General features: G+C 41.9%; 13 protein-coding genes. 7 read left to right on the top strand and 6 right to left on the bottom strand.

Annotated elements, in window-relative coordinates; genetic code table 11:
- Positions 1–44: 44 nt before the first annotated feature.
- Positions 45–1,676, bottom strand: coding sequence for a methyl-accepting chemotaxis protein (locus NST31_RS13465; RefSeq protein WP_339165558.1), 1,632 nt, complete (start codon positions 1,674–1,676; stop codon positions 45–47).
- 423 nt (positions 1,677–2,099) lie between these two features.
- Between NST31_RS13465 and NST31_RS13460 the strand changes: the two genes are divergently transcribed.
- From NST31_RS13460 to NST31_RS13450, 3 genes are read left to right on the top strand one after another with little or no spacing between them, the layout of a single operon-like run.
- On the top strand, positions 2,100–4,418 hold the full coding sequence (locus NST31_RS13460; RefSeq protein WP_339161236.1) for a xanthine dehydrogenase family protein molybdopterin-binding subunit: 2,319 nt from the start codon (positions 2,100–2,102) through the stop codon (positions 4,416–4,418).
- Between the two features lie 3 nt (positions 4,419–4,421).
- Entirely contained in the window at positions 4,422–5,240 is an 819-nt protein-coding gene (locus tag NST31_RS13455) for an FAD binding domain-containing protein (RefSeq protein ID WP_339161233.1), read from the top strand.
- Between the two features lie 26 nt (positions 5,241–5,266).
- Positions 5,267–5,695, top strand: coding sequence for a (2Fe-2S)-binding protein (locus NST31_RS13450; protein WP_077112954.1), 429 nt, complete (start codon positions 5,267–5,269; stop codon positions 5,693–5,695).
- A 354-nt stretch (positions 5,696–6,049) separates the two neighbouring features.
- Here the strand turns inward: NST31_RS13450 and NST31_RS13445 are convergent, their stop codons facing one another.
- The 5 genes from NST31_RS13445 to NST31_RS13425 form a co-directional block, all read right to left on the bottom strand.
- The gene (locus tag NST31_RS13445) at positions 6,050–6,514 is read right to left on the bottom strand and encodes a DUF2628 domain-containing protein (protein WP_339161230.1); all 465 of its coding nucleotides are present in this window, start codon (positions 6,512–6,514) and stop codon (positions 6,050–6,052) included.
- Between the two features lie 148 nt (positions 6,515–6,662).
- The gene (locus tag NST31_RS13440; RefSeq protein WP_339161227.1) at positions 6,663–7,964 is read right to left on the bottom strand and encodes a hypothetical protein; all 1,302 of its coding nucleotides are present in this window, start codon (positions 7,962–7,964) and stop codon (positions 6,663–6,665) included.
- A gap of 510 nt (positions 7,965–8,474) precedes the next feature.
- Positions 8,475–9,689: an ABC transporter permease gene (locus tag NST31_RS13435; RefSeq protein WP_077112948.1), complete on the bottom strand. Its 1,215-nt coding sequence runs from the start codon at positions 9,687–9,689 to the stop codon at positions 8,475–8,477.
- A complete protein-coding gene (locus NST31_RS13430) occupies positions 9,686–10,366 on the bottom strand; it encodes an ABC transporter ATP-binding protein (protein WP_339161225.1) in 681 nt (226 codons plus the stop codon). The genes NST31_RS13435 and NST31_RS13430 overlap by 4 nt, the downstream gene beginning before the upstream one ends.
- Positions 10,350–11,576, bottom strand: a complete 1,227-nt coding sequence (locus NST31_RS13425; protein ID WP_077112949.1) for a biotin/lipoyl-binding protein — start codon at positions 11,574–11,576, stop codon at positions 10,350–10,352. The genes NST31_RS13430 and NST31_RS13425 overlap by 17 nt, the downstream gene beginning before the upstream one ends.
- A 311-nt stretch (positions 11,577–11,887) precedes the next feature.
- On the opposite strand from NST31_RS13425, the gene NST31_RS13420 reads away from it, so the two are divergent.
- The 4 genes from NST31_RS13420 to NST31_RS13405 all read left to right on the top strand — a co-directional run bounded on the left by NST31_RS13420 (position 11,888) and on the right by NST31_RS13405 (position 16,521).
- The gene (locus NST31_RS13420) at positions 11,888–12,562 is read left to right on the top strand and encodes a response regulator transcription factor (RefSeq protein WP_077112950.1); all 675 of its coding nucleotides are present in this window, start codon (positions 11,888–11,890) and stop codon (positions 12,560–12,562) included.
- The gene (locus NST31_RS13415) at positions 12,559–13,935 is read left to right on the top strand and encodes a HAMP domain-containing sensor histidine kinase (protein WP_077112951.1); all 1,377 of its coding nucleotides are present in this window, start codon (positions 12,559–12,561) and stop codon (positions 13,933–13,935) included. Before NST31_RS13420 ends, NST31_RS13415 begins: the two co-directional genes overlap by 4 nt.
- A 74-nt stretch (positions 13,936–14,009) precedes the next feature.
- The gene (locus NST31_RS13410) at positions 14,010–14,417 is read left to right on the top strand and encodes a hypothetical protein (protein WP_077112952.1); all 408 of its coding nucleotides are present in this window, start codon (positions 14,010–14,012) and stop codon (positions 14,415–14,417) included.
- 40 nt (positions 14,418–14,457) lie between these two features.
- Complete coding sequence (locus tag NST31_RS13405; protein ID WP_339161218.1) at positions 14,458–16,521, top strand: MMPL family transporter; 2,064 nt, start codon at positions 14,458–14,460, stop codon at positions 16,519–16,521.
- The last annotated feature ends 454 nt before the right edge of the window (positions 16,522–16,975 follow it).

Genomic DNA, 16,975 nt, shown 5'->3' with positions numbered 1-16,975 from the left:
GCTGTTGCTTCGGGATCAGACCGTTATGCCGCTGTTGAAAATCATTATGGAGCCGCTTTGGGGTTTTCAATTGAAGAAGAAATACGGTCTTTTTTGTGTAAAGTAAACGCTGCGACTGAAGCATTTAATTTCGTCGCCAAATTGGTCAAGTTATTTGCCGTTGATGCCGTTTCTTCACTGCTGGCAGCCGTTTCTTCGGTTGTGGCCGAAATGGTTTCTATATAAGAAAGGACTTCTGAAGATTGTGCGGCTTGCTCTTCGCTTGCACTCGCAATTTCTGTTACTTTATCTCTCGTGTGATGAATCATGGTAATGATTTTTTCAAAACCCTCACCTGATTGTTTCGTTTTGATGACTCCTTCTTCAACAGACTTTACACTGCGGATAATCGCTTCTTGCATCGTTTTTACGATCCTTGAGATTTCATCTGTCGCTTCAACACTTCTTTCTGCCAATTTACGAACTTCTTCTGCAACGATTGCAAATCCCCGTCCCTGTTCACCTGCCCGGGCTGCTTCAATGGCCGCATTCAGAGCAAGGAGGTTCGTTTGTTCAGCAATTTCATCCATCACTTTGATGATTTCTCCGATTTTTGTTGATCCATCTTCCAAGCTGGATATTTGCGCACTAACCTTTTCGGACCCTTCTACAGAAGATTGAACGACTTTTTCTCCATCTTCAGCAATCTCTATTGTCTCATGGGCCAATTTTACAGCTTCTTCCGTGTTTTGTGCAACCGAGCTGATAGCGTCCGATAATTCTTTCAACAACTCGTTCATCGTTTGTGCAACATTTGCCTGGTTCGTACTGGCTCTTGCAGCCTCGTCAGTGCTTGCGGAAACCTGCCCGGAAGAAACGGATAAATTTTCCGCCGCACTTAAAATATGTTGGATTGTGGCTCTCAAGTTTAAGATCATTTTGTTGATCGATTGGGCAAGAACTCCCACTTCATCTTTTGTCTGTATTTTGGTTGTCTCCGATAAATCGCCATCAGCCACATTTTCAACTAAACGAGCTACTTGCCGCAGCGGACGGGAAATCATTCTGGCAATGAACATACCAGACACCATACTGAGTATAAAAATGAAAAAAATAATGCCATTCATTATGACCAGAGTCGTTTCATAAGCCGATTCGGCATCTTTTTGATCTTTTTCAGCCAATGCTATCTCTGATTTCATCAACTCATTCAACCCATCAAACATCTCATTTTGAAATTTGAGCAAACCCGCATTAATGGTTAACAAGTAATCGGCCTGTTTGCCTTCAAGTATTAACTGAACGGCTTGATCATAAGAAATATTATGGGATTCCCATTTATTATTGAATTGCGCCAACTTCACTTGTTGCTCTTTTGTTAATTGACTTGAACTGTATGCCTCAATGTGTGCCGCAACTTGTTCTTTCATTTTTTTTATTTCTTCCACTTTCTTGTCCGCTTCTTCCGGGTATAAATATAAGTCCCGGCTCGCCAATCTTAATTGCTGAACAAGGTTCCGGGCTTCCCCCAGTTCTTGAGTGGGGATAAGGCTTTCACGATACATCATTTCTGCCTCTTGATTGATTTTGCTCATTTGCGATAGTGCGATCATACCTGTACCGGCTTGAAGGAGTGCGATAATGAGAAAAGCCGAGGTCAACTTCACTCCCACTTTTAAATTGAAAAACCAATTCATCACTCATACACCGCCCACTTTTTTATCCGATAAAATTTTGAACAATGGCATTGCACGTTCGTCAACTCAAATAGATCATCAACTCCGGAATTCCAATTTGTTATACATTAAATCGACATAAATCGTTACAATTTAAGCGCATTTACAGGAACTTAACATAAAAACAAAGGATATTTACAAAAAATTAACAAAGCAATCTGACCGGTACAACCTATACACCAGCTTCATAACGAAAGAACCGAAAATACGACTAGCCGACTTTCGCCATTTAACAAAAATATGGTAATCCCTTATTTCCTTTACGCCCCATCCATTTCAACGGATCATCAAGTCTTGGTTAATTCCCTTAAGGTTGATGAATGTTACCGGTTACCATCATCATAAGATGTTACTATAACCGAAAACGGATGGAGTGACTGAACGATGAATGTTATTGGGAAAAGTGTGTATCGTAAAGAATCTTGGGAAAAAGTGACCGGGAAAGCGAAATATACAAATGATGATGAAACAGTGGGCATGTTGCACGGAAAACTGGTTACAAGCCCCTACGCTCATGCAAAAATCGTCCAGATTACCATATCCGATGCCCTCAAAATAAAAGGGGTCCGAGCGATTATTACAGGCGATAACTTACCGCTCACCGGTGAAGAGATTCGGGATCGTCCGCCAGTCGCTGTCGACCGGGTGCGTTATTACGGAGAAGTTGTTGCGATTGTTGTCGCGGATAGCATGGCAACCGCTCAGCTTGCGGCCAATCAAGTCCAAGTTGCATATGATCCCCTTCCAGTTGTAAACTCCCCGCGCGAAGCACTGCACCGAGCCGCCCCGCTCCTTCATGAACAGCTTGGCAGTTATCACAAAATAGAGGGCGTGTATCCCGTACCCGGAACAAACATCGCATCAAAAATAAAAATTCGCAAAGGAAATATGCAAAAGGGCTGGGAAGAGAGCGATGTCACTGTACTTGCCTCCTATTCGTTCCATCCCTCAGACCATGCCGCAATGGAAACACGTTGTTCCCTCGCTCAAATTCATGATAATGGGATCATTGAAATTACTTCGTCATCGCAGGCCCCCTTTATGATCAAAAAACTGATTGCCGCGTATTTTCAAATTCCCTCAGGCAACATCATTGTCAAAACACCCTTGGTCGGAGGAGGATATGGCGGAAAAGCGTCCATACAACTAGAGATTCTGGCGTATATCGCCTCCAAAGCGGTAAACGGCAGATTAGTGAAAATCGCCAACAACAGGGAAGAAGATATGGTCACGGCTCCGGGGCATATCGGGCTGGACGCGACGATAAAACTTGGATGCACGAAAAATGGAATATTAAAGGCGGCGGAATTGCTGTATTTATGGGACAGCGGAGCCTATTCCGATAAATCGACTGACTTGGCTCGGGCGGGTGCCGTCGATTGTACGGGGCCTTACCGGATTGAACATATTTATTGCGACTCACTTAGCATGTACACGAACCATCCGTATCCCGGTCCGTTTAGAGGATTCAGCCACTCGGAAGTCCACTTTGCCTTTGAGCGGACGATGGATATGCTCGCCAATAAATTGAACATGGATCCCCTCGAGTTCAGATATAAAAATGCGATCAGGCCCGGCGATACGTCACCTTCCCAAGTAAAACTGAATACGAGCAATGTCGGAAATGTACGACAGTGCCTATCCAGATTGAAGAAACTGATCCGTTGGGATGAAGGACGGATCACCGCCGTTGGCAAGAACAAAGTAAGAGCCAAAGGGATCAGCTGCCTTTGGAAAAACTCCACGATCGACACAAATTCTAGTTCAGGAGTCATTTTAACGTTCAATCCGGATGGAAGCATCAATATCATTTCCGGCGTTGTTGAAATCGGCACGGGAACTAAAACGATCTTGGCACAGATGTTAGCGGAAAAATTAAAAATGCCGGTTGAGAACATCCACGTTCAAATGACCGTTCATACGCAACATACACCGGAACATTGGAAAACCGTTGCCAGCCGGGGAACTTTCATGGCTGGAAGAGCCCTTTTGAATGCGGCGGATGATGTTATTTTTCAATTAAAGGAGAGAGCTTCCTGCATTTTGCTTGCCCCGATTGAAGATTTGGAAGTCGGTTATGAAAAAATATTTTTACGAGATGACCCAACGATTCATATTGCGGTAAAAGAGATAGCCTACGGCTATACGTTTCCCAGCGGCATATCAATTGGCGGACAGATTATCGGAAACGGAACATACACCTTAAGACACATGACGAAGCTCAATAAAGAAACCGGCGCAGGCAAACACGGGCCTGAGTGGACTGTCGGAGCCCAAGGTGTCGAAGTTGAAGTCGATACAAGAACATACGAATACCGTTTAGTAAAAGCGATATCCGTCATCGACATTGGCAAAGTATTAAATCAAAAGTCCGCAGAAGGGCAAGTAACGGGAGCCATGAGCATGGGCCTGTCCTTTGCAGGCCGGGAAACCTTTATTTTTGATCAACACGCGCGAGTACTTAACCCGCAATTGCGAACATACCAGCCGATTCGGTACGGGGAACAGCCCGAGTATATCGTCGACTTTGTAGAATCCCTTCAAATAGATGCGCCGTATGGGGCGCGGGGAGTTGGCGAGCATGGCCTCATCGGCATGCCGGCCGCGTTGGCAAACGCTTTGTCCACGGCGTTGCAAGTGGATCTTCACCATTTGCCTCTCACCCCTGAATTGTTATGGAGAACAAAAGAAAGGAGGATGTAAGCAGTGCTGCCAGCCTATGTAAAGTATTACAAGCCAACAACATTACAGGAAGCCGTGAATTTGTTCCAAACACTAAAACAGGACGATAAACAGCCGATGTATTGGTCCGGAGGAACCGAAATTTTAACACTTGGCCGATTGAACATAGATACGCCAGGTTCCATTATTGATATAAAAGGAATTCCGGAATGTATGGTTTTACAAACATCATCTCCATTTTTAACGATTGGCGCGTCCGTTCCTTTGACCGCTCTTGAAAATCGAAATATCTTTCCATTATTAGCGGATGTTTCCAGTGAAGTGGCCGACCGTACCGCCCGAAACAAGATTACGATTGGAGGAAATATATGCGGAAAAATATTTTACCGGGAAGCGATTTTGCCTTTTCTGCTGGCGAACAGCCATGTTCTAGTCGCAGATATGCAAGGGGTAAAAGAAGTGCCGATCACAGAACTAATTCTGGAAGAAGGGCGGCTTCTCGTCCAAATTCTAACAGATACAGACTTTCTACAGCTTCCCTACATTTCGCGAAAAATACGAAAGCAATGGGATACCGGCTATCCCCTCATTACCGGAGCGGCTGTCAAAGCGGATGGACAACTCAGACTGGCATTCAGCGGGCTTTGCCCCTTTCCTTTTCGCTCATCCGCAATGGAAACAGCCATCAACAGGACGGGTTTATCGTTTGCAAGCAGAGTTGAACACACCTTGCAACAAGTACCTGATCCTATCCTTGATGACATTGAAGGATCAAGAGAATATCGCCTGTTCGTTTTGCGAAACATGTTGATGGATTTTATCATGGAAATGGAGGGAGCTTAGTGGAAAAACAAAGATTTACAGTCGAGATGGACATAAACGGGGAAATCGTTGAAGTTGAGGTACTCGCAGGGGAAACGCTCTTATACGTTCTTCGCCAAAAGCTTGGCTTGACGGGCGCGAAACCAGGATGCCTGAATGGTGATTGCGGGGCCTGTACTGTACTCGTTGACACTCTGCCTTTTAAATCATGTATTATGCTTGCTGTCGAAGCTTCCGGCCATACCATCACAACAATCGAAGGTTTGCGGGATGCCCCCATACAGCGGGCTTTTGTCGAGCATTTCGCATTCCAATGCGGCTACTGTACACCGGGCTTCATCCTCAATTGCCATTCGCTCCTTCAACATAATGGCAACCCGTCAAAAGATGTGATGAAAAACTGGCTGTCATCCAATATATGCCGATGTACAAGTTACCAGGAAATCGAAAAAGCCGTCATATCAACGATCAAATGACGGAATGCAACAACGAATCCGCAACTCTGTTTACAAGCCAGCCAGCAAACGTCCCTGAAAAAGCTTGCGCTTTATCTTTGGGCGTAGGCGATGTAGTCCGTGCTTTCCTTGTCTGACACTTCGCTTGCACTTTGTGCATCCTCTACGTCGCCCCGCCTCTTGAAATATATGCGAGGTTATAGGTTTTTGCCATCCAGCTTTACATGAATGGTCAGTAACTTATTTTCCCCATTCGGGATAATGAGACAGGATACTACATTCATTACTAACCAAAAACCTTAGGGAACATCGACTTCCTTTAGATTACAATCATTTATTTTCTACCATTGCATTACTATGATAAGCGCTCAAATCTCATAGTATCACATACATAATCTGTGAGAGAAAATAATACATCATCATTATTTTAATGGCTAACATTAATCCAATTGAACTCACCCCTCCCTTTTTTCTTAGTTCGCTCATGCTTTCACTTGTATCATAATTCAACTTATTTAGATAGATTATATTTTTTTCAGCTTGTCTTTTATAAAAATAGTTACCTGTATAGCCTAAAACAGTTGAGGGAATTATGAAAAATATAATGCTCATTATGGTACTACTAGTAGTCGAATAAATCTCGTGTGTAACAAAGTATAATATAAAATCAATCAATAAGTTTAACCCCACGAAACCAAAGATAACCCCATACATTTTTCTATAACCTAACCATAAAAATGTTAAAAAGAAAGCTGCCCAATTCCAACTGTATTCATTTTTCCATTTTTCTTCATAGTACTCTATGTTTCTTTCTACAAAAGCTTCTAAAGCAGTTTTCAATTGGTTTGTCCTCCTTTGCTTTTTACCATAAATGCTTCTTCATCTCCAGTTCGCAAAAAAGAAAAAACCTTCAACAAGCCAACAACGAACTTGAAAAAGGTTCAAGCGCAGAAAAAAATATATATTTAAAATTTAGTTAATTCTAATTTTAGTGCCTATACCTAACTAAAAACTGATTTCCCGTATCTGTTGAAGCATCTATTCCTGATGTAAATTCAACATAGTTTCTAACTATCATTTCTGTTATATTATTACCTACAGGATGGTCAGTTCCAGCTGTCCATGCAGTAATAAATCTATACTGCTCTCTACTCGATTCAAGCCCTCTGTATTTACCAAACATTTGTGCTTCAACATACCAATCAGATTGATTCAGTTTCAAATCTTCATCTAATTGTATAGTGGGCTTACTTCTGTAAGGTATTGTAAATGAAATCTGCCAGGGAAAAGAAATTGATAGAGAGTAATTTCCATAATCATCTCCTTCAGTATCTTTTGGAGTAGATTCTATCAATCTACTTTTTAGGTGAGATGGTAAGATATGATTTATACGCATAAAGGTTGCTCTCCATGTGGATCCAAAAAAACTCCCATTATGTTTCATGATTTTTGGTTTTACAGCATTATCAAGTAAAAAATAATCCCAATCAGGGTCTTGTTCGTCAAGTAATTTATACAAATACCAATTCGACTGAATTTCTCCTACTATATCTGTTATATAAAATGCTTCTCCAACAAGTAACACATCATTTCGTAAAACTGGCTCACCAGGAACATTATTTAGTGTAACTGAGTCATTTTCTATATCTTTTTGTTCATATCTTAATATTCCTTTTAAGTAAAGTGAGTCCGGTATAATTTCTGTTTTTCCATTCTCATCATGGTGACTTATATTTAAACCAAGAACTTTAATATTATCTTCTTTGTTTAGGGAATACCCAATTATTTGCAACTTATCAATAGCCTCTATTTCCAAAGTTTTACTATCGTTGCCATTGTTATTATTATTTCCAAATACCAATTTCTTCACTTCATTATTTCTAGTCTTTGTGTCTAACGATATATCAACTTCTAAAACTTTACTATAATCCTCAAAAGTAAGATCCCCATATAAATATACTTTCTTTCCATTCTCCAGATTCTCTTTTAACTTTTTTGATAGTGATTTGTTGTTTTTAACTACTTCATATGAAACAGCTATAGAATCATATTTGTTTATATTTTCTGAACTAATATCATCACTAAAACTAGGAATTATATCCGCACCTTCTACTTTTTTTATTGAATTTCTAGTTTCCGTGATTTGGTGTATTTCGTCTTTAGAATATTTTCCTAAGAAAAGGATATCCCTCTCTTGGTCTTTATTTTCAGCAATGATTAAATTGGGAAAGAGCAATATTACTTTTAAAAAACAAGGCACAGTAAAAAAACAAAAATTTATTTTTTTCAATTTTCATTTCTCCTCTTTTTAACTTGCTTGCGAAGTTTAATATCTCACTCTTCACCAGCGTTATCACTATAGATATTATTTTGCGCCTATTTGGTTTCAAAGCTTAACAACTAATATTTATTATGGTACTTAAGATTATGCTGCTCTATAAAATGCCTCCCCTTTTTATAAAATTTACCGATAACACGCTTACATCTAACAGCATATATAATAACATAAATCGCTTTAATTTTCTATATTTTCCCACGTTTGATATTTTTGTATTTTTATGACAATTTAGGATTAAGTACAATAGTTCTTCCCGAAAAGCTTCTTGTATGGTTAGCCAATTTAAACATTTTCCAAGAGCAGGTATTGCCAGTTCCGCATCTGAGACGTTAGAGGCCGTCTCTTTTAAATAGAGATATAAACTGTTCATGAGCTGTTTTGCCTTTTTTCACTTCTGCTTTAACAAAAAGTAGCACAAACCTTGGTCTTGGTCTGTGCTACTCATATTCGTATATTTAGTTGTTACTCATAACGCAATGCGTCGATCGGGCTCAATTTGGAAGCTTTATTAGCTGGAAGAATTCCAAAGATAACCCCGATGAATGCAGAAAATCCAACTCCGATTAGGACGACGAGCGGACTCACAATGGCGTTTATCGGCGCAAAAATGGAAATCAGCATTGAGACAAAGAAAGCCAAACTAATTCCCAACAAACCGCCCAACGAGGTTAGCGTAATCGACTCAATTAAAAACTGTAGAAGTATTTTCCCGCGTGTGGCTCCAAGCGCCTTTCTCAAACCAATTTCCCTCGTTCGTTCCGTCACGGATACGAGCATAATATTCATGACACCAATCCCGCCAACGAGCAAGGATATGGCCGCGATACTGCCGATAAACAATGTCATTACTGTAATAACCGTATTAAACTCTTTTTCATATTCGGAGAAATCGAAGATAGCGTACCGGCCTTGGTCTTCTTCCAATCCTTTCGCTTCTGTCAGTGTGTCTGCCGCTTCCTGCCCTATTTCCGATATTCTCTCGGGATTATTGGCTATAACCGCCAGACTTTCTATTTCCATCGTTCCAAACATCATGGAAACAACCGACCTCGGCATTAACGCTTCCCCATTTTCTGAAAATCGGAATTGCTCCGGAACCGGGGACTCATAAACACCGACAATTTTATATGGATTATCGTTTACATCAACCACTTCTCCGACGACTTCATCGCTGTCTTTAAAAAGCTTTTTCTTGGCTACGGTATCAATCATGAGTACCCGGTTCATCCCGTCATTATCCAGTTGGTTCAGGGGCCGCCCTTCAACAACTTGAATATCTCTTGCCGAAAAAAACTCGCTTCCAACACCCGTAATCTCCAGGTCAACCTGCTCATCATCCACCAACAGGCTTCCCGAAGCCATGTTTGTTGCCAAAACGGCTTCTACCCCCGGAACTTCGGCAAGAGTTTCTATATCGGCCGTAGATAATTCCGGCTGTTCCCCCGTCATCATGGCCATTCCATCTTCTGACATATCCTCCTCATAATACAGTTCCACAATATTTTTATCCATGCTGAATAACTCGTCTGTCATTTCTGTCTTGGCACCTTGTCCAATGGCCACGATGATGATAACGGCCGCCACCCCGATAATAATGCCGAGCATCGTTAACAGTGAGCGTATCTTATGGTTCCAAATCGAGGATAACGCAATTTTAAAGCTTTCCCATATACTCATGGCGTTCTCCTCCGGTCATCTGTAATCCTGCCGTCTTTTAACATAATCCTTCGGTTCGTATATTCTGCAATTTCATCTTCGTGGGTAACAATAATGACTGTTTTTCCTTCATTATTCAGTTGGACGAGCAGTTCCATAATTTGTTTGCTCGTTGTGGAATCAAGCGCTCCCGTCGGCTCGTCTGCCAATATGATCGAAGGATTATTCACCAAAGCACGGGCAATGGCGACACGCTGCTTTTGACCTCCCGAAAGTTCGCTCGGCAAATGCTTTACCCGGTCTTTCAGCCCGACTTTCGTCAACATTTGCATCGCCCTGTCCGATCTTTCTCTTTTTGAAACACCCGCATAGATTAACGGCGTCTCGACATTTTTCAAAGCATTTAATCTCGGCAGTAAAAAAAACTGCTGAAACACGAATCCAATATGCTTGTTTCTTAATTCCGCCAGTTTTTTTTCACTGGCGGAACTGATTTTTTCACCATTTAATTCAAACGTGCCTGTTGTCGGATAATCCAAAAATCCAATAATATTCATTAATGTGGATTTTCCCGAACCCGACGGGCCCATGATCGAAATAAATTCGCCATCTTCAATGGTTATATTAATATCATGCAATACAGGAACTTTCAGTGACCCGTTTCCATACACTTTTGTAATATTACTCAACTTCATCAAAAGAGGTCACTTCCATTCCATCATGCAATCCTTCCGTTGGCTCAATGACGACTAGTTCATCCTTTTTGACGCCTTCTTTTATTTCAACAAACTCATCATTCATCGCGCCCTTTTGAACCTCGCGCCTTTCAAGTTTGTCGTCTTTTAATACATATACGACATCCGCGCCGTCTTCTTCGTGCAACGCGGCATGTGGAATAGCAAGAGACTTTCCTTCAGCGGCAACATTAATCTCCAGAGAGACGTGAAATCCTTGCCTTAATTCAGATGTATCGTCCGTTATCTTTACCTTGAACGGATACATCGTTACACTGCCGCCGCTACCTCCACCGCCGGAGAAGTCCTCACCGCCGCCGCTTCCTTCCTCATTTGGAAATTGTGAGACAGATTCTATTTCCCCTTTCCATTCCCTATCTTTATAAACTTTTGGACGGATAATAACGGATTGTTTTTCTTTAATTTTAACCGCATCAAATTCACTCATCGTTCCAATGACCTTAAACGGTTGGTTCGAAATGATATGTACGACAGGCTCAGGTGATGCGTTTTCTGTACTTACAGCATTTTTGTCTACCTTAACGACCATTCCGTCTATTTTGCTGACGACAGTCATCTCTTTGATTTGCTTGTCCAAATCATTAATTTGTTCTTGGGCAGCAACAATTTCTGCCTTTGTGGTTTCATGTTGGATTTCTATTTCCGTTTTTTCTTTCGTCAGGTCATCGACGCTTTCTATAGGAACTTCTGCTTCCTGTTCACTTGATGCAGACGCAGACCCGGAATTCGCCTTTGCATTCTTTATTCGCTTATTCATGTCCGCTATTTGCTTTTCTTCTGCTTTCGCTCTTTTTTGAATTAAATCTCTTTCCCTAACAGCTTTATTTAACTCGCTTTGCAGTTTGGAAGCATCATATTTAAATAGAGGATCTCCCGCTTTCACTTTTTGGTTTTCCGCTACGGAATATTCTATGATGCTCCCTTTATCCGGCTCAATAAAGACTTTCTGTTCACTTTCAGGAACGATTTTTCCCGTAACAAGTATCGTTTCAGACAATTCCCGTTCCGCTGCCTTCTGAACGGTGAATGTTTCCTCCGACATTTCTTCCGAGACACTTGCGATTCTGTTTTGAATGAAAAAAAAGACAATGGCCGCTATGATCCCCAGTCCTACGACAATAGACAAAATCCAGATCCATACTTTTTTCTTCACGATATTCCCCCCGATTTTACTAATCATGCTTTCTTCTGTTTATTCTATTACCTTTGAAAGAAAAAAAGATTGTCGCTCCTTCTACGTACGATAACAGAAAAGGTTTCAACTTTTTTTATAAAACTTTCCTCCTTTCCTCCTAATTAGACGATTCCGGAAGCAAAAATACTACAAAATACAAAAAATTCTTTTTCCTATATGGGCCTGAATTAGAATGATCTTCCATACACTCGCTTCCCCGCCGCCAATCTTTTATAATGAAACAAGCATAAATATCATTTTCAGAAAAAAGGGGAAGGAGCTGGCGAAATATGAAAATCCTTGTTGTAGATGATGATCCATATATTTTGGAGCTTGTGAATATTCACTTGTCCCAAGCGGGCTATGCGGTTGAAAAAGCGGCAAACGGTTATCAAGCACTTGAACTGATTGAAAACGACATACCCGACTTGGCGATTGTCGATGTGATGATGCCCGGAATGGATGGCTATGAATTGACGAAAACATTAAGAGCCAGAGCCGATATCCCCGTATTGTTGCTGACTGCCAAAGGCGAGTTGGAAGATAAAGAAAAAGGATTTCTCGCCGGCTCGGATGATTATGTCGTAAAACCCTTTGAGCCGAAAGAACTGCTTTTTCGTGTGAATGCGATTTTACGGCGGTACGAAAAAGCGATCGATATGCTGATTGAAGCCGGTCCTCTGACAATCAACAGGAAAAGTTATGAAGTATCCGCTGGAAAAAAGATTTATCTCTTTCCTTTAAAAGAGTTTGAACTTCTTTCCATACTTGCCTCCCGTCCCAACCAGGTGCTTACACGGGAAATGCTGCTCGAGAGGGTATGGGGGTTTGATTATGAAGGTGATGAACAAACATTGAATGTCCATATTAAAAGACTTCGCGATAAACTGGAAAAGTTGGCAAAGAATGTTGTCATTTCAACAGTCCGGGGTGTCGGATATAAACTAGAGGTCCTGGATAAATGAAGTCACTATATAGCAAATTTCTCATTTTTACACTCGTTATCATGCTCACAAGTGCCTTGGTTGCTTTTCTGGCAGTCAACACTTTTTACCACCAAACATTAAAAGCGGCCAATGATGAAAAAAATATGGAGATTGTGAAATCATTCGTTTCTTATGTTGAAAGCACGAAGGAGAATGACTTGAAACAATTTCTTCAAACACAAGCGGATGCCGGTTATAAATTGATCGCTATCAATGAAAAACGGGAAAAAGAAACGTATGGCACTCCTTTTCGTGTCGATAATCTGTCCCCGCAAAACATTGACCGTGTTCTGAAAGGCGAAGACTATCATGGAATGAAACATTTTCCAACAGAAACGTTTATGACCGGCTTTTTTGCCGACGAGTCGGCCAATACGGTTGGGACCTCCTTCACCTATAACGGGATGAATTACGCACTATTTCTGCGACCGGACATTAAGTTCCTGTTTACAGAAGTTCACTTCCTGCTTGCGGGAATGATCGTAACGATGGCGATACTCAGTTTGCTGGCCATGCTGTTTATGGCGAAAAAACTGATTGAACCGATTGTAAAGTTGACTGAAGCAACGAAAAGGGTTGGCGAAGAGAAATTCACCGACCCGCTGCAAATTGATCGGAAAGATGAAATTGGCCAGCTTGCACAAAGCTTTCAATTAATGACGGAGCGGCTTGGGGAAAATGACCGGATCCGAAAGGAATTTATCAATAATGTATCTCATGATTTTCAAACACCGCTGTTAAATATAAAAGGATATGCCAACCTGATCGAAAATGACCCGCCAGCAGTTGAACGAAAAAATTACGCCAAGGTCATTCAAGCTGAAACAGAACGGCTTTCCGCACTGACGAAACAGCTTATGCTCTTGACCTCACTTGACCAGCTTTTATCACCTCTTCAACTCAAAACATTCAGGCTGGACGAGCAATTAAAAGAAACGATTCGCCGTTACAGGTGGGCACTCGAAGAGAAAGAAATGTCATTATCGTTGGAGCTGGATGAGATTGAATTGCAAGGAGATCCGGCTTTTTTGGAAAAAGTGTGGGCCAATCTCCTTTCCAATGCCATTAAGTATACCGAGACAGGCGGCTCCATCGAAATTACTTTGACGGAACAGGACAATACCGTTATAGCAACGTTTTGTGATACAGGGATCGGTATTCCAGAAGAAAAAATAGGGCGCATTTTTGAACGTTTTTATCGGGTGGATGATTCAAGGACAAAAGAAATTGGAGGAAGCGGGCTTGGTTTGGCCATCGTCCGGCAGGTCGTCGAACTGCATGGCGGCAATATTACAGCAAAGAGAAACGGACAGCAAGGCATGACTTTTATCATCTCATTACCGAAATTGTAATGATCCGTTCATGTTCCGTTTATGTTGGGAGCTTATCATTAGGCTAACACATGAACTGGATGGAGGAATTTTACATGGAACAAGAAAAATGGAGCCTTCGCTTTATTCGAATTGCGGCTATTTTTGGGTTGATTGGGGCGTTAATAGGTTCCCATATGGCGGGAGCCGAATCATATGCATTCCGCCCTATCCATGCGCATATTTTATTGGTAGGATGGTTATCGATGTTTGCCTGGGGAGCATTTTACAAAATCTACAAAGTGCGTGCAAAAAAATTACTCACTGCTCATGGATGGACGGCCATTTTGGGATCTATTGGTTTAACAGCCGGCATGTGGCTCCAATTTATTAAGCCTTTTGGGATCAATGAAGTTTTCTCTTTGGTTTTTTATATTTGCGGCGGAGCTATCCTGCTTATCAGCTTTGCCTTGTTTATCTTCATCACATTTATGATTGAGAAAGACGTGAAGCAGATTGGTTAACAAGCCGATACAAAATAATCGCCGCTGGTGGTTCTTCTTGGTGCTCTGGCTGTTGGTCGCGGGTATTTTATCAAGCTTTGCTCCCGGGGCAAAAGAGTTTGTCGCGGCGAATAAAAACGCAGGATTGCCAGCTGATGCAAAATCCATCATTGCAGACCGGCAGCTGGAAAAACACTTTCCTCAAGACAAAGGATTACCGCTTTTTGCTGTTTTTTCCAAGAAAGAAGGTTTTTCCGAAGAGGAAGTCATTGGATTTTCAAAAAAAGTGGAAGCAATCAAGTTGGATGATCAGTATGGAGAAGTCGGACTGTTGCCATTATCCAACATGCCGCCAGAAGTAGTGCAATCTTTTGTTTCAGAAAATGGCAAAACCTTTTTCATCCCGATTACACTTTCAGAAGAGTTGGAAGGAAATGATCTGTACGAAGCGGTTCGGAAAGTTAAAAAGCAAATCTCTGTACCTGAGAATGTGACATTATCATGGACCGGTCCAGCCGGTATCGCCGCGGATGCAGTGGAATTGTTCAGCCGCGCTGATATCATTTTGCTGTTGTCAACGGTAGGCTTGATTGTTGTGTTATTATTGTTTATTTATCGCTCTCCTTTGCTCACTTTTATTCCGCTTATCGGTGCGGCTATTGTTTATGCAGTCGTGGACAGAGTCATAGGGTTGGCTTCAAAAGCCGGACTTTTTGCCATCGACAGCCAGGCGGTATCGATCATGACGATTTTGCTGTTTGCGGTCGTCACGGACTATTCATTGCTGATTTTCTCCCGTTACCGGGAGGAGCTTCGGAAACATGAATTAAAAGACGCGGCAATGCGCGAAACGATGCGTCACGTAAAAGAGCCGATATTTTTCAGTGGAAGCACGATTTTGCTCGGAGTGGCCACCTTATTTTTCACCTTATACGAACCGTATCGAAATTTCGCCCCTGCCTTTGCGATCGCGGCTGGCGCCATGCTAATTGCCGGATTGACATTGCTGCCCGCCCTGTTTGCCGTGATTGGAAGAAGAGCATTCTGGCCGTCTATTCCGAAATTTGGGGAAGAGAATACTGATCAAAAATCGATATGGGGAAAAATAGCAGAAGTTGTGGTAAAGCGCCCGCTGTTCTTTCTTTTGCCTCTGATTGTGGTCATGGGGGTTGGCGCCTGGAATACAACCCATTTAAAGGAATCTTATGATTTGATTGCGTCATTCCCGGAAGATTTGTCATCCCGCGTAGGCTACGAACAGCTAAGCAAAGACTTTTCGGAAGGAAGTCTTGCTCCAGGAACATTGTTACTCGTTTCCGAGGAAAAACTTGACATGCAACAACTCCAATCTGTCCTGAAAGAAGTTGGCGATATAAAAGGCGTTGAACAAATAACGGCTCAGGGAAATCCGCTTTCCAAAGATGGAAAAAGCGCCAAGTTCTCGTTTATTGTAGAAGGAAATCCATATGAAACCGAAGCCTTCGAAACAGTAAACATAATACGTGAGAACAGTGAGGCCATTGTAAAAGACGCAGGATTATCCGAGACAAAACTGTACGTTGCGGGTGAAAGTGCGGTAAATGCGGATCTTCAAGATATCAATGATCGGGATACAATCGTTGTAATGGTCTTGATGGTGATCTTCATTTCAGTCATGCTCGGATGGCAGACTCGTTCCATCATTGCGCCTTTATATATGATCGGTACGATTGTCCTTTCCTACGCCGCCACGCTTGGGCTCTCAATATGGTTATTCAAAGTTTTTTTGGAGCTTGATGCGATTAATTACAGAATTCCATTGTATGTTTTTGTATTTCTTGTTGCCCTTGGAGTCGATTATTCGATCATGCTCATTGCCCGGATTCGTGAGGAATTGAAATCAATGCCGTTTGAAGAGGCCATTAAAAGAGGCGTAGATAAAACCGGCGGCGTCATCAGCTCGGCTGGATTGATCCTGGCTGCGACATTTCTTGTTTTGGCTACAATGCCCATTTACGAGCTAAAGTTGTTTGGATTTATGATGGCCGTCGGGATTTTAATGGATACCTTTATCGTCCGGCCACTCATGATTCCAGCTACCTTGGCGCTCCTTCGCAAATGGAGTTTTTGGCCTCAAAAAATTTGACAGGAGACTGTCTAAAAATCTCCTGCACATCAATCCAGGAGAAAGGCAACAAATCGTTTTCTCCGTCCCTATTTAACATCTATAGGATGCGCGCTGGCAGGGGCCCGCGCCTTTCAGGAAGTTGTGGGTCATTGCCATAATCCCGATTTCCTATAAAGGGTTGGCGCGAGTCTGGGACACAACTAAATCAGTTGATTAAAAAACAAACAATAAAGTGAAACTTCATTCAGAAGTGGGAGTCTTTTTTACGGCACCTTACATGCGGGATAAAGTGAAACTTCATTCAGTAGGCGTTTTCCCTACTGAATGTTAGTTGAACCAATCGGGCATTTAGGTGCCGTTTTCTCACACTTGGACCTTTTGTATTCACCCAAGATTTTGAAGTGGGAGTCTTTTTTACGGCACCTTACATGCGGGATAAATTATCCCAGTGTATGATACGAAAGCTTTTAGC

The organism is Siminovitchia sp. FSL W7-1587 (genome assembly GCF_037963795.1).
Classification (GTDB): domain Bacteria; phylum Bacillota; class Bacilli; order Bacillales; family Bacillaceae_C; genus Siminovitchia; species Siminovitchia thermophila.
Note: the sequence above shows the minus strand (reverse complement) of the source record. Positions and strands in the feature narration are given on the sequence as shown.